Source organism: Streptomyces sp. NPDC058685, from assembly GCF_042714725.1.
Taxonomy (GTDB): domain Bacteria; phylum Actinomycetota; class Actinomycetes; order Streptomycetales; family Streptomycetaceae; genus Streptomyces.
This window is the reverse complement of record NZ_JBHXSL010000031.1, coordinates 1-20,522: the sequence shown is the minus strand read 5'-3', so window position 1 is coordinate 20,522 and position 20,522 is coordinate 1. Positions and strand designations below refer to the sequence as shown.

The 20,522-nt window shown below is 70.2% G+C and carries 16 protein-coding genes; 7 read left to right on the top strand and 9 right to left on the bottom strand.

Annotated features, from left to right (window positions below):
• Positions 1–47 precede the first annotated feature (47 nt).
• Positions 48–1,244 (top strand): phosphatidylinositol-specific phospholipase C1-like protein, encoded by a 1,197-nt coding sequence (locus ACFWU3_RS23375; protein ID WP_384440818.1) that lies wholly within the window; start codon positions 48–50, stop codon positions 1,242–1,244.
• A 336-nt stretch (positions 1,245–1,580) separates the two neighbouring features.
• Here the strand turns inward: ACFWU3_RS23375 and ACFWU3_RS23370 are convergent, their stop codons facing one another.
• The 4 genes from ACFWU3_RS23370 to ACFWU3_RS23355 all read right to left on the bottom strand — a co-directional run bounded on the left by ACFWU3_RS23370 (position 1,581) and on the right by ACFWU3_RS23355 (position 7,423).
• Complete coding sequence (locus ACFWU3_RS23370; protein WP_384440815.1) at positions 1,581–2,117, bottom strand: SRPBCC family protein; 537 nt, start codon at positions 2,115–2,117, stop codon at positions 1,581–1,583.
• 106 nt (positions 2,118–2,223) lie between these two features.
• The gene (locus tag ACFWU3_RS23365) at positions 2,224–2,868 is read right to left on the bottom strand and encodes a GAP family protein (protein ID WP_384440812.1); all 645 of its coding nucleotides are present in this window, start codon (positions 2,866–2,868) and stop codon (positions 2,224–2,226) included.
• A 229-nt stretch (positions 2,869–3,097) separates the two neighbouring features.
• Positions 3,098–4,711: an MFS transporter gene (locus ACFWU3_RS23360; RefSeq protein ID WP_384440809.1), complete on the bottom strand. Its 1,614-nt coding sequence runs from the start codon at positions 4,709–4,711 to the stop codon at positions 3,098–3,100.
• Positions 4,712–5,056: 345 nt separating this feature from the next.
• Entirely contained in the window at positions 5,057–7,423 is a 2,367-nt protein-coding gene (locus tag ACFWU3_RS23355; protein WP_384440806.1) for an acyl-CoA dehydrogenase, read from the bottom strand.
• A 431-nt stretch (positions 7,424–7,854) separates the two neighbouring features.
• Here ACFWU3_RS23355 and ACFWU3_RS23350 point away from each other — a divergent pair, with 431 nt between their 5' ends.
• From ACFWU3_RS23350 to ACFWU3_RS23340, 3 genes are all read left to right on the top strand, one after another.
• Positions 7,855–8,529 carry a ScbR family autoregulator-binding transcription factor gene (locus tag ACFWU3_RS23350; protein WP_384440803.1) on the top strand — a complete coding sequence of 225 codons (675 nt, stop codon included), beginning with the start codon at positions 7,855–7,857 and terminating at the stop codon, positions 8,527–8,529.
• Between the two features lie 1,223 nt (positions 8,530–9,752).
• On the top strand, positions 9,753–10,988 hold the full coding sequence (locus ACFWU3_RS23345; RefSeq protein WP_384440800.1) for a cytochrome P450: 1,236 nt from the start codon (positions 9,753–9,755) through the stop codon (positions 10,986–10,988).
• A 341-nt stretch (positions 10,989–11,329) separates the two neighbouring features.
• Entirely contained in the window at positions 11,330–11,971 is a 642-nt protein-coding gene (locus tag ACFWU3_RS23340; RefSeq protein ID WP_384440797.1) for a ScbR family autoregulator-binding transcription factor, read from the top strand.
• Between the two features lie 439 nt (positions 11,972–12,410).
• On the opposite strand, the gene ACFWU3_RS23335 is transcribed toward ACFWU3_RS23340, so the two are convergent.
• Positions 12,411–13,064 (bottom strand): ScbR family autoregulator-binding transcription factor, encoded by a 654-nt coding sequence (locus tag ACFWU3_RS23335; protein WP_384440793.1) that lies wholly within the window; start codon positions 13,062–13,064, stop codon positions 12,411–12,413.
• A 355-nt stretch (positions 13,065–13,419) separates the two neighbouring features.
• On the opposite strand from ACFWU3_RS23335, the gene ACFWU3_RS23330 reads away from it, so the two are divergent.
• Positions 13,420–14,253 (top strand): BTAD domain-containing putative transcriptional regulator, encoded by an 834-nt coding sequence (locus tag ACFWU3_RS23330; protein WP_384440790.1) that lies wholly within the window; start codon positions 13,420–13,422, stop codon positions 14,251–14,253.
• A 950-nt stretch (positions 14,254–15,203) separates the two neighbouring features.
• On the opposite strand, the gene ACFWU3_RS23325 is transcribed toward ACFWU3_RS23330, so the two are convergent.
• A complete protein-coding gene (locus tag ACFWU3_RS23325) occupies positions 15,204–16,304 on the bottom strand; it encodes a BTAD domain-containing putative transcriptional regulator (RefSeq protein WP_384440787.1) in 1,101 nt (366 codons plus the stop codon).
• Positions 16,301–17,035: a thioesterase II family protein gene (locus tag ACFWU3_RS23320; RefSeq protein WP_384440784.1), complete on the bottom strand. Its 735-nt coding sequence runs from the start codon at positions 17,033–17,035 to the stop codon at positions 16,301–16,303. Before ACFWU3_RS23320 ends, ACFWU3_RS23325 begins: the two co-directional genes overlap by 4 nt.
• A 311-nt stretch (positions 17,036–17,346) precedes the next feature.
• Here ACFWU3_RS23320 and ACFWU3_RS23315 point away from each other — a divergent pair, with 311 nt between their 5' ends.
• Entirely contained in the window at positions 17,347–18,168 is an 822-nt protein-coding gene (locus tag ACFWU3_RS23315; protein ID WP_384440781.1) for a BTAD domain-containing putative transcriptional regulator, read from the top strand.
• A gap of 139 nt (positions 18,169–18,307) precedes the next feature.
• On the opposite strand, the gene ACFWU3_RS23310 is transcribed toward ACFWU3_RS23315, so the two are convergent.
• Positions 18,308–18,745, bottom strand: coding sequence for a nuclear transport factor 2 family protein (locus ACFWU3_RS23310; RefSeq protein WP_384440778.1), 438 nt, complete (start codon positions 18,743–18,745; stop codon positions 18,308–18,310).
• 165 nt (positions 18,746–18,910) lie between these two features.
• Here ACFWU3_RS23310 and ACFWU3_RS23305 point away from each other — a divergent pair, with 165 nt between their 5' ends.
• Positions 18,911–19,873 (top strand): aromatase/cyclase, encoded by a 963-nt coding sequence (locus tag ACFWU3_RS23305; RefSeq protein ID WP_384440775.1) that lies wholly within the window; start codon positions 18,911–18,913, stop codon positions 19,871–19,873.
• A 103-nt stretch (positions 19,874–19,976) separates the two neighbouring features.
• On the opposite strand, the gene ACFWU3_RS23300 is transcribed toward ACFWU3_RS23305, so the two are convergent.
• Positions 19,977–20,522: alpha-isopropylmalate synthase regulatory domain-containing protein (locus tag ACFWU3_RS23300; RefSeq protein ID WP_384440772.1), on the bottom strand; the 546-nt coding region annotated here is incomplete at its 5' end.

Genomic DNA, 20,522 nt, shown 5'->3' with positions numbered 1-20,522 from the left:
ACACGAATGATCTCTAAGTTGCGGGGGTTGTCACTTATGGAGGACTGATGATCACCCGTGCCCGCCTGGGCGTCATACTTGCCGCCGTGTTGACGACGGTCTTCACGAGCGCCGTCGTGCCGAGTGCCGTCTCGGCGCAGCAGCCGACCCCGTCCGCCGCTAGCGCCATCGCGCACTCCGGCAAGGTCCGGATGAACGAGATCCAGTTCATGGGCGCCCACAACGCCTTCCACCGGGAGATGCAGGGCGTCGAACTGGCCGAGTCGATCAGGATCGACCCCGGTTACCCGTCGTGGGGCTTCTACTCGCACGCGTCCGTCTCCGATCTGCTGGGCCGGCAGAACGTGCGCGCGCTCGAGTTCGACCTGCTGCCCGACCCCGACGGCGGCCTGTACCAGCACCCGCTGGCCCGCAAGCAGGCCGGTCTCGGCCCGATCGACGACCCGGCCATGGCTGCCCCCGGCATGAAGGTCATCCATGTCGCCGACCAGGACTACAACTCGACCTGTCGCACCCTCGTGGTCTGCATGCAGCAGGTGAAGACCTGGTCGAAGGCCAACCCGCAGCACGTGCCGATCATCCTGCAGCTGGAGCTCAAGCAGACCGACGACCGCTGGGAGCAGCTCGGCGGCGCAGTCAGCCCGGCGTGGAACGGCAAGCTGCTCGACGACGTCGACGAAGAGATCCGTTCGGTCTTCTCCGAGTCGCAGTTGATCACCGCTGACGACCTGCGCCGCCCTGGCCTGACGCTCGAGCAGTCGATCCTGAAGAACGGCTGGCCGACCCTGGAGTGGGCGCGCGGCAAGGTGATGTTCTTCTTCGACAACGGTGGCCCCGGTGCGATCCGTGACATGTACCTCGACGGGCATCCCAGCCTGCAGGGCCGCACGGTCTTCACTCGCGGCAACCCCGGCGACGCGGATGCGGCGATCACGATGGTGAACGACCCGCGCGGCGCCAACGAGGCGACCATCCGCGACCTGGTCGAGCGGGGCTACATCGTCCGCACCCGCTCGGACGAGCCCCTCAAGACGGTCATCAACAACGAGTCCAGCCGGGTCCGGACCGCTCTGGCGAGTGGCGCGCAGATGGTCACGACGGACTTCCCGAGCGTCGGCATGGCCGCCCGCTACAACAGCGACTTCGTGGCCGAGCTGCCCGGCAACGAGCCGGTTCGCTGCAACCCGGTGACCGCGCCGCGCAACTGCCACGACGACAGGCTGGAGCCCTCGTCCACCAAATGAGCGCGTTCTGAAGGGCGGCCGGCCGATCCCGGACGGCCGCCTCTGCTTTTGACGGGCGTGCGGTTGGGGTTCAGGTGAGCCCAGTCGAGTGAAGCGAGCCTGCTACCCGAAATCACCCAGGGGGCCGACTACTTCCTCAGAGCCCAGGCAACCGATGCCGATGCTCTCCAAGCCTAGGGTCCACGGGACGGACGCAATGGCACCACGTAACATCCACTCAGTCGGTGGCCGGCCGCCGGTTCCGACCCCTCGTGACGTCAGAACTGGTGAACAGCTTGATGCCGACTGATCGCCAACTGCTGGCACGCCGTCAGACGCCGGACCATTCACGGCAGATCAGTCCTTCGCTTCGCGGACGTCCTTTCCCTGCTCGGCGAACGCCTTGAAGTCCTGCATGTGCTGTTGTGACTGCTTGCGGAAGGCGCCGGGCATCAGAAGTCCCACCAGCTTCATCAGAAAGCCGCTGAACCGGTATTCGTTCTCGCTCTCCCAGAGCGTCGTTTCCGGACCGGTTTCGGTCAGCCGATCGCGCACGGCGCTCCACATGCCCTCGCCGACGATCTCACGCTCGAAGTGAACGACGCTCGTTTTCGGGATCCCGCGCAGGTCCGCCGGTTCCCGGCGTGTGATGGTCTCGGTGCACTCGATCTTCCGCCCGCCCATCTGCATCACGACACGCGACGTGGTGCCGAGCTGCCCGTGCTCCCCACTCAGCGGCTCATGCAGCACCAGGCCCCGCAACCAATTCGGCAGGTGTGCCGGGTCGGCGAGCAGCTGGACCACTTTCTCCCGCGGCAGGGCGATCTCGATGGAGACGGTGTATTTCATGGGGCGCATCATTTCTTCCAGGTGTGGGACAACCTGCTCATGCATGGCTCGTCGTGCTCCTCGGCCGAGGGCACTGCATTCTGTGTCCGTAAAGTACAGGCAGCCGGATACAACCCAGGCGTGATCACCACTGCGTTCGAGGCCGTCCGCGTCAGGCGACCAGGTCGTAGATACTCCGGCCGGTCAGCCACAGGCCGGCGAGCAGGGAGAGCGTGACGATCAGCCGCTCCTGGTGCTGCTCCAGCCAGCTCCGCAAGGCATTCAGCCGGGCGTTCGCGGCCGCGGGCGCCCAGAACATGTACATCTCCATGACGATGAGGCTGAGCGTGGCCAGCAGGCAGTAGCCCGTGAGCGCGAGCCAGTCGGAGGGGGTGGAGAGGTTCGCGTCGATGGCGGTCGCGGCGCCCGCGCCGACCAGTGCCCAGGGTTGCAGCACCCATGCCAGGCCGGCTGCGGTGGCCGGGGAGGCGTTGTCGATCCGGGCGGCCCAGCGCGGAGGGCCGTGTGGGCGGGGCGGTCGGCGGTGCCGGTGGGCGCCGTACAGCACCAGAGCCACGCCAATGGCGAGCTTCGCAGCGCTCGCGGCGGTCGAGGGCGCGCTGTGAAGGGCCGGGGGCTGTCCGCCACTCAGCAGCATGACGCAGACGATGACCGCGATCAGGTTGGCCAGCCACGACAACAGGAACGCCAGGCCCTGGCGGACGCCGCGCCGTGAGGAGAGAAGCAGGATGAAGGCGCTGTTGTGCAAAGGCCCCAAGGTGACGGCCGTACCGATCACCAGCAGGTCGAGGACCATAGGATCGGCCGCTCCTGAGGGTCAGGACCGTCTGCCACATGTGGATGGGCGGGACCGGTCAACAGAGTCGGGCGGCACTGCGGTGCTGCATCCCGACTCTGCAGGTGGCGGCCCGGCTGGTCAAGCAGGCCACGCCCGCATCCCCGCCTGCGTCGATCGGTCCTCGGATCTGCTGTCCACGGCCATGGGGCAACGCCGCGCACGACACGGTCGGCGGCCGGCCGACCTCTCAGGCCCCCGGTCCGCTCGGCCTCTCGGTGGCGAAGTCCTCGGCGTAGTAGCGCCGTAGGAGTTCCCGCTCGGTGTCCCGGTGCGGGAACATGAAGAAGATCAGCAGCGCACCCAGGGCGATCGCGCCCAGGCCGACGGTGTACGCCCAGTCGTCGCCGTGGAGGAACGACTTGCGTGCCGCCGCGACGATCTGTTCGGCGTAATGGGGGTGCTGCTGGGCGACCTGCCCGGCGGAGGCGAACGACTTCGTCAGCTCGCTCTGGACCTGAGTCGACACGTCCTTGCTCTCGGGGGAGGCGGCGATCGCCGCGCTGAAGGCCGAGGCATAGCCGGCGGTGAGGAGCACGCCCATGACGGACTGCATGATGGCCCCGCCGAGGTCGCGTTGCAGATCGGCGGTGCCTGAGGCCATGCCGACCCGTCGCACGGGCACCGATCCGGTCAGTGAGTGGGATGAGGGCGTCCCGGCGAAGCCGGCGCCGATACCGATGAGCACGTAGGCGAAGCCGATCTGCCAGTAGCTGCTGTCCTCGCCCCAGAACAGCAACATCCAGGCGAAGGCGAGGAAGAGGAACGCGTAACCGATCAGCAGGGTCGTACGGGCGCCGCGTCTCTCGACCAGCTTCGCGGACCGTGGTGCCACGAGCACCATCATCACGACGAGGGGGAGGATGGCGGCGCCGGCTTCGACGGGGCTGTACTCCAGCACGTTCTGCAGGTACTGCTGGCTGATGAACGCCGACCCCATCATGGAGCCCCACACGATGATTCCCGCGCATGCGGCGACCCAGAACGTGCGCCGGCCGGCGATGCGGAGGTCGTACAACGGGTTCGGAGCCCGGCGCTGACGCCAGAAGAACGCCGCTCCGGCAACCAGGGCGATCACGGCGAGGCCGACGACCAGTGACCCCTGGTCGGGGACGGCGGCGAAATTGATCGCCAGCACCAGTCCCGCGACCAGGAAGACGGACAGGACGCCGCCGAGGTTGTCCACCGGTTCGGCCGACTCGTTGGCGTGCGCGGGGACGAACAGCAGGGCCATGACCAGCGCGACCACGGCGAGGGGCAGGGTGATCAGGAACACCGACCCCCAGGAGAAGCGTTCGAGCAGCGCGCCCGCGATCACCGGCCCGAGCATGGAGATGCCGCCGCCCAGAGCCGACCACAGTGCGATCGCCTTCGTCCGCGCCGGTCCCGCCCACAGGGCGGTGATCAGCGCCAGGGTGGTCGGGTAGGCCATGCCGGCCGAGAGCCCGCCGAGGATCCGGGCCAGCACGAGGACGGTGTCGTTCGGCGCGTACGCGGCGAGCAGGCAGGCGGGGATGGACAGAGCGATGCCGAGGAGCAGCAGAAGCTTGCGCCCGTGACGGTCGCCGATCGCACCCAGATAGAGCACCGATGCCGCCAGGCCGAGGGAGTAGCCCACGGCGACCAGATTCAGCGCGGTCTGGGAGGAGTCGTAGGCCTTCCCGATCGCGGGCAGCGCCACGTTGGCCACCGACAGGTTCAGGTTGGCCACCGCGGCAACGATGATCAGGGACGCCAGAACGAGGGACGCCCGCGCCGGAGCCTCACGCGGAACGTCGAGGTGAGGCGGGCTGCTTTTCGACATGGAACCTCCGGGCGAAGTTGGCTTCGCGAGAGTCTTGCCTGATCCGCCGTGCCGCACATCGCCCCATTGGGATGACACGCCCACCGGTTCGCCGGCTGCCCCGCCGGTGCCTCGGGCGCGGCCGCCCGAGCGTGAACGGATGGACCGTCGCACGAAGAGTGCGGTGCTGGACCGCTTCTCGCGTCCTTCCGAGTGAGAGCTGATACGTCTTCACTCTCCTGCGGAGGGCGGGGGCTTGGCGCCTGAGAAACGAAGGCTCAACCGCAGCGGGTGCCGAAAAGGGCCTTGGACGGTCGAACGACCGTCCAAGGCCTGTCGTGAGCAGCTGTTGCGGGAATGCCCTCGTCAGCCGGCCGGGTGGGTGAGAGGAATGGCCGGCTGGGTGTGCTGGGGAGTGTTGAACGCCTGGGTGAGGGTGGGGAGGTGAGGGGTGAGCGCGGTGTGGAGGGTGTTGAGGGTGTGGGGGAGTTGGTCGAGGTGCTCGGGGGTGAGGTGGTTGTGCGCCAGGAGATCGCCGGTGTAGGGCCGGAGCTGATTGAGGATGAACAGCTGGTGGAGGGTGGTGAGGAGGTGGTGGGTGGTCGGGTGGGTGGTGCGCGTGGCGGCGGCATGGAGCGCCTCGGCAGCGTGCCGCAGGGTGTGGGTTTCGATCATCGTGAGGGCGGGCGTGCTGGTGGCGTTCCAACGGGCAAGGGGGTTGCCGCGAGGGCTTGTGCGGGCGGCGGCACGGGCGCGGTCGGTCCAGAGGGTCTGTGCGTGGGCGAGGAGGTTGTGCAGGAAGGCGGGATGGGTGAGCTGCTCGTGGGCCTCGGTGGGGTCGGTCGCCTGAGTGGGATCGATGGCGGGGGTGAGGGGAGTGGGCTGCGGTGTGGGGTGGAAGAGGGTTTCGGCGGCGGCCTTGGTCCAGATGACGAGGTTGTCGCCTTCGGCGGTGATGGTGCCTTCGATGTTGGTCTGCAGTTCGGCAAGCCGGTTGTGGGCGAAAAGGCCCTGGGCTCCGCAGCGCTCACGGGCCTCGATGATGATCTCGCGTGCCTGCCAGGTGGCCCAGGCCTTGGTGAGGGCGACGAGCCGTTCGTTTTCGGGGTCGTCCGGGGTGCGGGTGTGGGCGGTCAGTGCCTCGCGGTGGAGGAAGGTCATCGCGTAGGTGGTGGCGAGGGCATCGGTGAGGCGGCCGCTGTGCGTGCGGTGGGCAGCCAGGGGGACGCGCTCGCCGGCCTTCGGGCCGCTGATGTGACGGGTGTGGGCGTGGCGGACGGCAATGTCGAGCGCGGTGCGCGCGGCGCCGATGGCGGCGGCGCTCATGCAGAGTTTGCCGGTGGTGACGCGGGCGATGGAGTGGAGGAGTCGCTTGCGCCGGCTCGTGAGGTTGCTGTTGAGGGTGTTGTCGGAAGAGAGGCGGCCGTGGGGCGCCTGGAGGAGGGCGGTGCGGGGGAGCTGGACATGGTCGAAGGAAGTGATGCAGTGGTCGACCGGGCTGCCGAGGCGCTCGGGAAGGAGGGTGACGGTAATGCCGGGGAGGTGGCCGGCGGCATCGCTGAGGGGGACGAGGAAGAGGTACACGCCCTGGTCGGTGTCGCCGGTGATGAGGCGGGCGGCGACCAGGGCGGTCTTGGGGCCGCCGGTGGTGCTGGTGTTGGGCATGAACTTGCGGGCGCCGGGCGTCGGGGTGTGGAGGTCGAAGCCGCCGGTTGCCGGGTCGAGGGTGGCAGTGGTCTCAAGTGCTGTGACGTCGTTGCCATGGTCCAGCTCGGTGCACAGGAAGGTGCCGGTGTGCTGGAGTGACGTGTAAGGGGTGAGGTCACGGGTGTGGCCGTCGTGGTCGAGGATGCTGCCCAGGAACAAGTTGTAGTGGATGCCGCTGATGGTGCACAGGCCGCTGTCGGTGAAGCCGGTCCACTCGTGCAGGGCGGCCAGGCGGCGGGGGTCGTGGGCGAGGGCCTCGGGGTCGCCGACGACCTCGTTGACCAACCGCAGCCGCTGGTAGGACAGTTCGGTGCGTTCCTGAGGCGTGAGGCCGGTGCGGTGGGCGAATGCCTCACTGTCCACCAGGGCGCGCCAGGGTTCGTGGACGGTGTCACCGTCCTTCTCGTCGAAGAGTAGGTGGGCCAGTTCACCGGCGGCAAGGGCGGCGGACACCGACCCGGCCGGATCCTCCGCGCCCCCCAACTCGTGCTCCCGCACACCGGCCGGGACCTCCGCTTGCGCTGCCTCCTGCACCGGCGGCTCGTGCACCGCCTGATCCTGCGCCGCGCGTCTCTCTGTGGAGCGGCTGTGCGTGGTGCGGCTTCGCGCGCTGCGGGGCAATTCCTGTACCTGGCCCGGCTCCTGCGTGGTGGCTCGCTTCGCGGCCCGGATCAACTCCTTCGCCCTGCACGGATCCTGTGCGCGGTTCCGGGATGTCGGGTTCTTTCCGGCGGCGGCCGGCTGTTGCACCGCGGTGGGTTCCTGCGAGGCGCGAGCGCGCTCCTGGACCTTGCGTGTGGGCTCCTGGATCGCACGGTCATGAACGGCGCGTTCCTGCACGGTGAAGGTCAGTTCCGGCACCGCCCGCTCCCCCCGCTCCTGTGCGGCGGGGCGGGTGGGCGTGGTGGCAGGCTTGACGGGTGCGGGCTGAGTGGTGGTCGCCGCGGTCGTGGATGAGGCGGCGGTGGCTGTTTTGGCGTCTTGGTCGGTGGCGGGCGTTTCCTTGTGGAACGTGAGCACTGTCATGCTCAGCACCTTCTCCCCCGTGAATGGCCCTATAAGGGTGGGCCTCAGGTCACACAAGATACGTACCAACCGGTTTCTATTTCAAGGCCTGTTGACGCGTTCTTGACGCCTCGCCAGGCTCGGGGAAGGCGGAGCGCGATCGTCCGGCGGAGGGTGGAGTGGACCGACCGGAAGGGCTCTGGCCTGCAGTATTGGCGCCCGCGGCGAGGTCTGCCGCATGGCGTGGGGGAGCCGACTGGATCAATAAAAAAACCGTGTCCCCGGTTTTATGTGGAGGCGGAACCGTCGGTTTCCGGGCCCTCTAGGTCTACCGGCCCTGTATCCGGGTACGGAGAGCATCGATTTTTCGCCCCCTTGCCTACGGAGCGTCACTGGGTGGTAGCATACGAACCCTACGGTTTCTTTTCTGGCAGGGGGTACGGAGGTGTGTGGTGGCGCAGCAGGAGCGGGCGATCCGGACGCGAGAGAAGATTCTTGTCGCCGCGGCTGAGGTGTTCGACGAGGTGGGGTATGACGGCGCGACCATCTCGGAGATCCTGAAGCGGTCGGGCGTGACGAAGGGGGCGCTGTACTTCCACTTCACGTCGAAGGACGAGCTGGCGCAGGCCGTGCTGACCAATCAGCTGGCGTCGGTTCCGCCGGTGCCACGGCAGGAGTTGACGCTGCAGGAAGGGCTGGACGAGGCCTTGCTGCTGGCGTACATGCTGGGCAAGGGCGATCCGATGGTGCGGGGCAGCGTGCGGCTGACGGTGGATCAGGGTGCCCCGCAGGACGGTCTGGACCGGCGAGTGCCGATGCAGGGGTGGATCGATCACAACGCGGAACTGCTCCAGCGGGCGAAGGACGGGGGAGAGTTGCTGCCGCATGTGGATGTCGCGGCGGCGGCCCGGATGTTCGTGGGAGCGTTCACCGGCGTGCAGATCCTCTCGAAGATCATGACGGGGCATGAGGACATGTCGGAGCGGGTGACCGACCTGCAGCAGCATCTGATGGCGGCGATCGCGGTGCCGGGCGTGCTGGTTCGGCTGGACTTCGCGCCGGACCGGGGAGCACGGGTGTACGAGGCGGCGATGCGACAGCGGTGGGCGGAGCCCGCCTCGGCCTGACCTCGCTGGTTGGTTTCCGGCCCCTTACCCGGTCAGGCCTTTTGTCGGCCCTGGCGTCCATGTCTGCCCAGTCACATCGGGCGGGGCGACGCCGGGGCCGCCCTCATTTCTTCTGCGGCGCGCTGCGGCCCCGATCTCCTTGCCCGGCTTGCGATCGCGGTCGGTGCGGTCGGGCACAGGATCCCCGGGCGGGACGAACCTGGTCGTGCGCGTGGTTTCCGAGCGCTTCGCGACGGGACCGATCCTCCTGGCCTCGCAGGCGACCTCCGGTGAGGAGGCGACGCCGGAAGGGACGGGCGGGAAGCCTCCGCGTCCGGTTCGTCGCACCCGTATGCCCGGGGCCTGCCGGCCGACGGCGGACCGGCACGTTCATTCGTGCCTGGCCGGGTGCTTCACCGCGTACGCGGCCTGCGTGGGCTTCCTGCGCGGCGAGGCCGGGGTTCTGGGCGGTGCTGTGAGATCGCGGGTCGAGGAGCGGAACGTAGCGGGATGCCGGGACAGGTTCCGCCTTTCGCCGCCGCCCGTGGGAGGCGGTCGGCGTGCGGCCACCTCGGGCCATATGCGGAAGCCTGTATCTCTGTTTCGCGTGAGGGTTCGTAGCGGGGCGTGAGGGGCTTGTGGGGCGGGGTTTGTGCGGGGAAGCTGGATCGGACGCGTGTGCGGGCCGGGTGAACTCGGTTGAGGCACAGGGGTGTTGACCCATGCGCGGAAACGAGGACGGGGCCGACAGGGGGATGGGAGCGGGCGGGGGCTCGGCCCTGGTGAATCCGTGATCTCGGCGCGGCAGCGCGGCAGGACCGTGCGCCGGTCGCGCGCGGGGCCGGGGATGGTTTCGGAGGCTTGGAGCGAGAGCGCGGCCGCGATGCGCGGTGACCTGGATCGGCGGGGTTCCGGCGCCGACCGCGAGCCGGAGGTGTGGTTCGTGGGCCCGGTCGTGCCGGGTACCCCGGTCGGGCGAGCCGTCGTGTCGTGGAGTGCCGGAGGGCGATCGGTGACGAAGCCCTGCGCAGGGCCGGGCGCCACCCGCCGGTGAGACGTGTGGCGCGGTACTCGGTGCAGGAACCCGTGGTCGGGCGCTGCATGGGGGCCAGCCCGAGCGGGGCGCCGCGTCTGCGTGCCGGTACGGGCCGGCAGGGCTGGGTGCCGACGACGCGCATGAAGTGGTGTGTGTTCGGTGGGTCCGACCGTATCTGACGAAATGTGACGAACGAGGGAGAGCTTTGATGGAAGCGGTTTCATGCCCCTATGCGTTGGATGTTTCCGGGCGGGATCTGAACGGGGAAGCCGCGCGGCTGCGGGAGCAGGGCCCGGCGGTCCAGGTGGAGCTGCCGGGCGGTGTCGTGGCGTGGGCGGTGGTGCGCCAGGACTGCGTGGAGCGGTTGTTGATCGATCCGCGGGTGTCGAAGGACGCGCGGCAACACTGGCCGGCGTTCCGGGAGGGGCGCATCACGGCGGAGTGGCCTCTGTATCCCTGGGTGGCGAACGAGAACATGCTGTTCGCTTACGGGGAGCAGCACACGCGGTTGCGGCGATTGGTGGCGGGGGCGTTCACGGTGCGGCGCAGTGAGGCTTTGCGGCCGCGGGTGGAGGAGATCACCGCCGAGCTGGTGGACGATCTGGCGGCGGTGCCGGCGGGTGAGGTGGTGGATCTGCGGGCGTCGTTCGCGGAGTTGCTTCCGATGCGGGTGATCTGTGAGCTGTTCGGGGTGGAGCAGGGCGAGGCGACGAACGCGTTGTGTGCGGCGATGCACACCGTCTTCAGCACCACGGTCAGTGCGCAGGAGATGGAGGCCGCCAGCTTGCAGTCGTTCGGGCTGCTGTCCGATCTGGTCGCGGCGAAGCGGAAGCAGCCGGGCGACGATCTGACGTCGTCGCTGATCGAGGTGCACGACCAGGGCGGCGGGTTGTCCGAGCAGGAGCTGCTGGGCACGTTGTATCTGATGCTGGCCGGCGGGCAGGACACCACCTGCACCCTGATCACCAACGCGGTCGGTGCGCTGCTGACCAACCCGGATCAGCTGACTCATGTGCGGGAGGGGCGGGCCGGCTGGGAGGACGTGGTCGACGAGACGATGCGGATGCACACCCCCGGCGCCTACTCGCCGATGCGGTTCGCGGTGGAGGACATTGATCTTGATGGTGTTCTGATCCCCAAGGGGGATCCCATTCTGGTCAACTTCGCCGCCGGTGGACGGGACCCGGGCCGGCACGGCGAACGCGCCGGGGAGTTCGATCTGCTGCGCACCGGCCGCGACCTGTTGGGCTTCGGGCATGGCGTGCACCGCTGCATGGGGGTGCCGTTGGCGACCATTGAGGCGACGACTGCTTTCGCGGCACTGTTCACCCGTTTCCCTGACCTGGCGCTCGCCGTCCCGGCCGGAGAACTGCGGCCGATGGAGACGTTCCTGATGAATGGTTACGGTTCGTTGCCTGTTGTGCTGCGGCCTGTTGTGGCCTGATCTGCCGTCCCGGCCGGGTCGGGTGCCGTTGAACTCTGCAAGTCTGCACTAGGCTTGCGGAGTTCGTCGTTCCGGTTGCGGTGCGGGGCCGCCCCGAGTGTGGGCTGTGGGGTGTTGCGGGCGTCTTGCACCTTCCACTAGAAACCGCCCTAGCGGTTTGTTATTGTATGGGGCATGGAGAATGGTCTGTGGGGTGCGCGGTCGTGTCCGTGCTTGCGCCCGTGCCCGTCGCTGCTCGGGCGTTGTCGCCGGTTGAGGGACGAGGGCGGGGTGTCTGTGCTGGTCGCCCGCGTGGACCCTTGCCTGTCCCCGTGTTCCTGCCGTGCGGTCGGGGTGCGTTGATGGCCAAGCAGGAGCGCGCGGTGCGTACGCGCAACGCTTTGATCGTGTCCGCTGCGGAGCTGTTCGACCGGGACGGCTTCGAGGTGGCGTCGTTGTCCATGATCAGCGCTCGGGCGGGGGTGAGCAGTGGGGCGTTGCACTTCCACTTCTCCAGCAAGGCGGCGTTGGCGGAAGCGGTGGGTCGGGAGGCGGCGCAGCGCCTGGAGGTGATCACCCGTCAGCGCGGGAGTAGTGGATTGCAGGTGTTGATCGATGCCACCCACGCGCTGGTGCGTGCCCTGGATCATGATGCGGTGCTGCGGGCGGGGTTCGGCCTGAGTGACCGTGGGGAGCACGACCAGGTGGGTGCGGGCCTTCGTGGTGCGTGGCAGGAGTGGGTGGAGCACGTTCTGGTGCGGGCCGAGGGGGAGGGTGTACTGGCCGGTGGGCCGTCCGTGCGTGACGCGGTCACGGCGGTGGTGGCCGTCACGGCGGGGCTGGAGACCCTGGGCCGTCAGGACGCGCGCTGGCTCTCGCAGGCCCCTCTCACCCGGTTCTGGGGGCTGCTGCTGCCCCGTCTCGCCGCCGCTTCCTGCCTCGAGACCCTGGTGGCCTCCGGCACCTGCACCCCCACGGTCACCGCGACGGCCTCCGCTCCGTAGCGAGCTCGGCCGCCGCGTGCCGGACCTGGCACGAACGCCCGTTGCCAGGCAGCCTTGCTTGTTGCTTGTTGCTTGTTGCTTGTTGCCTGTCGTCCGGTGGACCGTGTCTACGAACCCGACGCCGCCCCGGGGGCTCCGCTTCGCGCACCTGCTTCCGCGCGCCGGCCCCGGCAGTGGACACCTGCCGCGTGTCTTCCGCGCCCCGGCGGGTGGGCAGCCCTGCCTCGGCTGACTGCCTCATGCCCCGAATTCCCGGCCCCGCCATCCCAGCTGACTCGCCCTCGGGTGGTATTCCTCGGGGCCGGGGTGTGGCATGCGCGAGATCTCCGCGGTGCCGGGCTTGAGGGGCGGGGGGTGGCCCGGGGCGGTGACCTCCCGTGGTCTCGCGTCCGGTGTGGCATGGCCTGCGGTGGTCGAGGCGTCTGTGATCGGGTTCCGTTCACTGCGGGTGGGGTGGGCGTGGGGTGTGAGTGCCGGCGGGTCGGAGGGTGGCAAGGGCCGTGGGGGCGGCCAGGCAGCGCAGGGCGAGTTCCCACCAGTGGGTGAGGGTTTCGTGGGACAGCCACGTGGCGTCGGATCGGGCGAGTGCTTCGAGGCCGGTGGTGGCCGCGACGATGGCGGCGGCTGTTTCGTGGGACGTTGCCGCATCGGTGAGCAGGTTGTGGCGGGCTGCTTCGGTGAGCTGTTGCCGGACGTATGTCTGCCACTGGCCGCACAGGTCCTGGCCGCCGTGATGGGCAGTGGTGTGCGTCTGTTCGCGGCTGAGCCGGTAACCGGCGCGTGCGACGACATCGGTGCGCAGCTGCTCGGCGAGGGCATGTGAGGTGTCGGTGAGCCGCTGCAGTGCGTTCGCGCCGGGCCGGCGGGCGGCCGTTCCGACCGCTCGCCGCAGGCGCCTGCCCGCCGATGCCTGTACCGCGCGGGCCAGCGCTGCCTTGTTCTCGAAGTGGAAGTGCAACGCGCCGGGGCTGACCCCGGCGTCCGCGCTGATCCGTGCCAGCCGCGCCTGGACGTACCCGTGCCGCTCGAACGCCTCAGCCGCGGAGTGGACCAGCGCTCTGCGGGTGCGCACGGCGCGTTCCTGTTGCTTCACGCTGACTCCTCACGATTCGTTGAGACATATGAAACCAGCATAGCGGTTTCGTTTCAGGGTCGCCTTGGGTCGTCTCGTGAGCCGTCGTCTGTGCCGGACGAGCTCAGCGTTCGGCGTATTTCTCTTTGCATCACTGCTGTTCGGGCCTGGTGTCACTGTTCGGTCGGGCGCTCGGCGGCTGAAGGGTTGCTCCAGGGCGGCTCGGAAGATGGATGGAAACAGCATGGACGGTCGGGGATTGACAAACCGCCCGTCCCGTTTTTTACTCGTGAGTGCCGAGAGTCAGGCTCTGCCGCAGCCCTCGGACGACCGGCGTGGCTACTCATGCACGACATACACGGACAGGGGATACGGCGTGGATATCGAGGTATTGGGCGGGCTGGCCGTCACGGAGAACGGGGTCCCGGTGACGCCGACGGCCCCGAAACCGCGTCAGGTGCTGGCTCTGCTGGCCCTGCACGCCGACCAGGTGGTGCCGGTCACGCTGCTGATCGAGGAACTGTGGGGCGAGCGGCCGCCGCGCAGCGCCCGGACCACGTTGCAGACCTACATCCTGCAGTTGCGCGAGCTGATCGCCGGCGCGCTGGCACACGATCCGCAGGGGAGCGTGCCGCGGACGGCGAAGGATGTGCTGCGTACCCTGCCCGGCGGCTATTTCCTGCAGACCTCGGGTGGTGCCAGCGATGTCCGTGAGTTCGAGCGGCTGGCGGGGATGGGCTACCGGGCCATGGACGCCGACGACTTCGCGGGCGCGGCGCGCCGGCTGCGGGAGGCGCTGACGCTCTGGAGCGGTGCCGCGCTGGTCGACATCCAGCCCGGCCCTCAGCTGGAGATGGAGATCCGCCGGCTGGAGGAGAGCAGGCTGTGCGCGCTGTACCAGCGCATCGAGGCGGACCTCCGGCTCGGCCGGCACCGCGAACTGCTCGGTGAACTCACCGTCCTCGTCAGCCGCTACCGCACCCACGAGAACCTGCACGGCCAGTTCATGCTCGCCCTGCACCGCTCAGGTCGCCGTGGTGAGGCCCTCGACGTCTACCAGCGGCTGCGCAACAGCCTGGTCCGCGACCTCGGCCTCGAACCCTCCGTTGCCCTGCGCCGGCTCCAGCGCTCCATCCTCATGACCGGTCCCGACACTCTTCTCACGGAGGCCCCCGCAGCCGAAGCGCAGCGTCTCACCCGCACCGGCTGACCCACCCCGGGCCGGCCGAGCCCATTCGTTCCCGGGCACCGGCCGGCCCGACACCCCCTGCCTTCCGGCCGTACGTCGTACCCCCCACAGGGCCTCAACCCGGCCCGCCCTTCAGGGTCCCGCACCATCGGGACCCGCACCAGCAGCCCCCATTCCACGGGCCGCACCGGCCGACCAGTCCACCCGCCACGGCATGCACCGAGCCCGCCCCGAAGAGACCCTTCGCGGCGGGCTCGCTGCATCCCGCCCCGGTCCGGCCCGCAGGTGCCTGGCTACAGGGGCTGGGCCCCTGGTGGCCCCCGGGGAGCAGGCCGCACGTCCTGGGCCCCCTGGCGATCTCTGTCCCCTGGTCGGGCCGCCGGTGTTCGCCCCGCCCCCGTCCTTGTCGCCGCGCCACACCGGCTGCGCGGCGCCGGCACCCTCGGCAGGTCTGCGGTGGCGGTTCGCGCCCGGGATGTGGCTACCGGTGTCCGGGCCCACGGCGTGCCCCGCTCTGGCTTCAACCCCTGTATTCGGGGGAGCCGTTGCACCAGGCATCGCGCCCCGCTTGTCCGTGCGGTCCAAGCGACGCGGCCCGATGCGCACGATAAACCGGCTCAGCATGGGGCAGGCCCTCGAAAGTGGGGCGGCCCGGCCCCGGAACATCCGCGACCGACACCTGTTCACGCTCTCCGGGGTGCGATGCGGGCCGCCTTCTCGGCGGCTGCCTGGTCACGCGCGCCGGCGCCCCCGCACGGATGGCCCCGGCCACGTCGATGTCAGTGCGTGGCGAGGGTCTTCACTCCAGCGCGCCCGGCCCGTGTAGAGCCTCGCGCGGTGGTGGGGCCCGCCGGCTCCCGCCCGTCTGCCGCCCGCCCGGTTTTCCGACCCTGCCCAAGTGGCGGTGCCCGGGTCCCAGTCGCCCGGCTGTGCGGGCGCTCGGGCGCCGCTGCCAGTCCCCGCTCCGAGGGTCAGGCAGGGTGAGGCTGGTGGGCGGTGAGGGTTTCGAAGCGGCGGAGCAGGGCGCGTTGCCGGCGGTCGAGTTCGTCGACGCGCTGCTGGAGGCGGGCGATCTCGCCGTCCAGGTGCGGCTGTTGCGGCTGTTGCGGCTGTTGCGGCCCCGCGCCCGGGCTGGTGCCGTGCGGGGCGGACAGGCCGGGGGACTGGTGCAGGATGGCCTGCATCCGGGCGTGGAGCGCGGGGCCGGGTTCGATGCCCAGACTGCTCACCAGGTGGCGGCGTGCGCGTTCGTAGACGCCGAGGGCTTCGGCCTGCCTGCCGCTGCGGTAGAGGGCGACCATCAGCAGGTCGTAGAGGCGTTCCCGCAGGGGGTGGCAGGCCGTGAGCCGTTCCAGCTCGCCGGTGATCTCGCTGTGCCGGGCGCAGCGCAGCCGCAGCTCGTACAGGGCTTCCAGGGTGGTGAGCCGTTGCTCCTCCAGCCGGTCGGCCTCCATGCTGCCGATCGGCCCGTACCGGCTGTCCTGCAGGGCGGGGCCGCGCCACAGGGACAGTGCCTGGTGCAGGAGGTCCCCGGCGCGGTGCGGGTCGTCGGCCGCCGCCGACCGGCTCTGTGCGCAGAGCAGGTCGAAGTGCTGGACGTCGGTGGTGGCCCGGCCCAGGCTCAGCAGATACCCGGCCGGCAGGGTCGTGATCATTGCCCGCTCCCGCTCCCGCCCCCGCTCCCGCTCCCGCCCCCGCTCCCGCTCGCCGGGGACGGCCTCGGGGGCGGGCGGGTCGGGCAGTAGCCGGCGCAGGCGGGCGACGTGGGCCTGTAGGGCGTTCGAGGCATTGGCGGGAGGGTCGGTGCCCCACAGTTCTTCCACGAGCCGGTCCGTGCAGAGCAGTTCACCGGCGTGCGAGACGAACGCGCACAGCAGGGCCCGCTGTTTGGAGCCCGCGGGTACGACGCTGGTGTCGGTGGGCCCGTCGTGGATGTCCACCGGTCCCAGCAGCCGGAACACCACCCCCGCGGCAGGCTCTGCCCCGCGGGTCACCGCTCCCGGCAGGACCTGCGGCGCCGGTCCCGGACCTGTCTGCCTGTCGAGGGCGGGGACGGGGACGGGGCGGGTCATCGCAGGATCCCGGATGCGGGCGGTGCGGGGAGGCTGAGGGCGTGGCGCAGGTCCCGGGTGATCTGTTGCGTCAGTGCGGCGGGGTCGTTCTGGAAGTAGAAGTGGCCGCCGTCGAACAGGTGCAGGCCGAGGAACTGCCGGGACCGGGCGGCCCAGCCGGTGAGACGCTCGGGCGGTGAAGTCGTGTCGCGGGTGCCGCCGTATACCGAGAGCGGGACCGGCAGCGGTGCGGCGGACGGGTCGGGGCGCCAGGTTTCCGCCACCCGCAGATCGGCGCGGATGGCGGGGGCGAACAGAGCCCACAGTTCGGCGTCGTCGAGGACGGCGGGCGGGGTGCCGCCCATGGAGAGCAGTTCGCGGCGCAGTGCCTCATCGTCGAGGAGGTGGCGGCCGGGGGACTCACCGCCGGGGTGGGGCGCGGCGCGCGCGGAGAGGCCCACCCAGCGGGGCAGGGTGCGGCCTTCGGCGAGCAGCCGACGCGTCAGCTCATAGGCGACGACACCGCCCATGCTGTGCCCGAACAGGCCGAAGAGGCCGGTGAGTTCGGGCCCCAGCTCGTGCAGGAAGTGTTCCACCAGCGCCGCGGTGTCCGCGACGGCCGGGCGCGCGTCGAGCGGCCCGCGGCCGGGTGCGTCGGGGATGCGGACCTGCCAGTCGGCCGGGAAGTGGGCCGGCCAGTCGCGGTACATCAGATGCGAACCACCCGCGTGGTGGAACACGAACAGGCGCATGTCTCACTCCGTCGACGCTGTGGGTCAGGGCAGTTGGACGATAGCCGCTGCCCGTACGCGGTGCCGACCCGCGCGAGCCGTCTTCGAGGGGCCGTGAACCCGTTCTCCAGTCCGCCACGCCAAGCCTCCGTCAGGCCCCTGTCGTGGCCTTCTGCGGGCAGGGCGGAATCCGGCCGCCGTGATCTCCGCGGTCGCTGGAGGGCCGCTCGAACGCGGGTCCAGAGACCGCGAGAGAGGGCCCGCCGCCCGCTAGCGTCGTATCGGCCGAAGGATTCGAGCCACCGAGGAACTCACCGGTAGGGGGAGAAACCGTGGAGATTCAGGTTCTGGGTCCGTTGCGCGTCGACGTCAACGGGCTCTCGATCGTTCCGACCGCGGGCAAGCCGCGGCAGCTGCTCGCCCTGTTCGCCTTCAATCCGGGACGGATCGTGCCCGTGCACACGCTGATGGAGGAGCTCTGGAGAACGGACCTGCCCCAGAGCGCCCTGACCACGCTGCAGACCTACGTCCTGCAACTGCGCCGCCGACTGGGTACCGCGATGGGTCCCGATGCCCCCGGCGCGGCCAAGGAGGTCCTGGCCACCCGGCACGGCGGCTATCTGCTGCAGATTCCGCCGCAGGCGGTCGACGTACACCGCTACGAGCATCTGGTGACCGGCGGTCAACAGGCCTTCGAACAGGGCGAGGACGACCGCGCGGCGAGCCTCCTGCGTGCCGCGCTCGACCTGTGGCAGGGCCCGGCCCTGGTGGACGTCCGGGCAGGCTCGGTCCTCTCGATCGAGGTCATGCGGTTGGAGGAGAGCCGGCTGGTGACCGTCGAGCGGCGGATCGACGCCGACCTGCGCCTGGGCCGGCACGGTGAACTCATCGCCGAGCTCCGGGATCTGATCACTCGTCACCCCCGGCACGAAGGACTGCACTCCCAGGCCATGGTGGCGCTGTACCGGTCGGGCAGGCAGGCCAACGCCCTGGACGTGTACCGCAGCCTGCGCGGCCGCCTGATCGAGGAACTGGGCGTCGAGCCCTCACCGCAGTTGCAGCGGCTGCATCAGGCGATGCTCACCGTGGACCCGGCACTCGACCAGGTCAGCTCACCCCGGCGCACCTCCACCTACGGCCTCTACGCCGCCTGATCCCCGTAGTCCCCCTTGCCGGACACGGACCGGCAACCTGCCTGCCCGGAGCGCCCGCCCGGCGCCGGAGGCCAGGGGCGGGATCGGGGCGGGCGGGTCGGATGTGGTCGTCGTCGCGGGCCAGGACCGGGGCGGGCGGTCAGACGTGGTCGTCGTCACGGGTCAGGAGCCGGTGGCGGATGCGCCAGGTGCCGCCGGAGCGGACCAGGACGTCCTGCATCGCGCACACGTGCAGCCTGCCCGCCCTGTAGGCGAGAGCGCTGCAGCGGGTCGACAGGGTTCCGTCGGGCTGCGGATGGACCTCGAGCATGCCGATCCAGCGCTTGGTGCGGTCACCGGTCACGTCCCGGCCCGCCGGGCCGGCCGCCCGGGCGGCGAGACGGGATCGGCCGCATACCGGCCGGCCGGGGAGCGGGGTCACCAGGACGGCGTCCTCGGTGAACGTCTGCGCCCAGCTTTCGCCGTCCTGGGCGTCGGCGAGCTGCAACTGGTGCGCGTAGAACTGCTGGATCTGTGCGTACAGCAGGGCGAACTCCGCCGTCCGCGCGGCGGGTCGGGTACGGATCTCGGTGGGCATGACGCCTGCCTTTCCTCTTCCCCAGCCGGGGTGTTCACGGGGACAGGCCGAGTGTGCGGCGCGCGGGTCGAGCACCCTTCGAGGACTCCTCGAGCGCACCGGTCGACGGTGAAAGGCGCCGGGCGGGAACACGGTCGCCGGCCCAACAGCCGTGAGGAGAACGTGATGTCAGGTGAGCGCGTGCACCGTGCAGGGCATTCGGTCGAGGTGGCCTCACCGGCCGAAGCCGTCTACCAGCTGATCGCCGACGCGGTGCAGTGGCCGCTGCTGTTCCCCGCCACCGTCCACGTCGAGCCGCTGGACGCCGACGGACGCTCCCAGCGGCTGCGTCTGTGGGAACGGGCCGGCGGCCGCGTCGCCTGCCGCCTGTCCCACCGGGTACTGGACCCCCACCGGCGCCGGATCACCTTCCGCCGCCTGGACCCACCCGCTCCGGCCGGCAGCATGACGGGGATCTGGGGCGTCCAGGAACGCGACGGCGGCGGCAGCCTGCTGACCCTGCTGCACGAGTTCACCCTCCCCGGCGACCGGCCCGACGACGCCGCCCGCATCGCCCGCGCCACCGGCGAGGCCACTCGCACCGCCCTGGCCCACCTGAAGCACATCGCCGAACACGCCGGCACCCGCAGCGCCCTGCAGCTGGCCTTCGCGGACTCGTTGCGCGTCAACGGGCCTCCGGAGCTGGTGTACGACTTCCTGTACCGGGTCGGCGACTGGCCCCGTCTGGTGCCCCATGTGGAACGGCTGGAGTGTGTGGAACAGGCGCCGGGCGTACAGGTGATGTCGATGGACACCCGTGCCGCGGGCGGGACGGTGTCCACCACCGAGTCGGTACGGATGTGCTTCCCGCACGCCGGCCGGATCGTGCACAAACAGACCTCCCCCGCCGCCCTGGTCGCCGCCCACACGGGGGAGTGGTCGGTCCTGCCCGACGAGCGGGGGGTCACGGTCGTCGCCGAACAGCGGATGCTGTTGTGCGAACAGGCCGTACGCGATATGCCGGGCGACGGCCCGGCCGCGAGCATCGCCCTCGCCCGCCGCCGCGTCCGCGAAGCGGTCGGGCGCCGGTCCACGGCCACCCTCCAACTCGCCAAACAACACGCGGAGTCCGCCGTCCGCATGCTCTGACTCTCCCGGCCCTCCGGCGTCCGCACCCTCCCGGGGGAGTGCGCGCCGGGCCGCCCTGGCGTGTCCTGCCCCGGGGCGGCCCGGAGCGGAACCGGGGCGGAGGCTAGTGCGTGGGTTCGGGTTCGATGCCGCGGCGCACCAGGCCGTAGGTGTAGGCGTCCTGAAGTGCCTGAAGGGAGGCTGTGATGATGTTGTCGGCGACTCCGACGGTGGTCCAGGTGCCGGTTCTGTCGGCGGTGGAGATCAGGACCCGGGTCCGGGATCGGGTGGTGTGCTCGCCGGCCAGGATGCGGACCGTGTAGTCGACGAGCTCCATCTTGGCGAGTTCGGGGTAGGGGGCTTCCAGCGCCCGGCGCAGGGCCCGGTCGAGGGCGTTGACGGGGCCGTTGCCCTCGGCGGTGGCGACGATCCGTTCGCCCTTGGCCCACAGTTTCACGGTCGTCTCGTTGGCGTGGGTGCCGTCGGGGCGGTCCTCGACGATGGCCCGCCAGGACTCGGTACGGAAGTAGCGGCGCGGGTGACCTTCGGTCTCGGCGCGCAGCAGGAGTTCGAATGAGGCGTCGGCGGCCTCGTAGGTGTAGCCGGCGAGTTCGCGCTCCTTGACCCGCTCGACGACCCGGCCGATCAGCTCGCGGTCACCGCCGAGCTC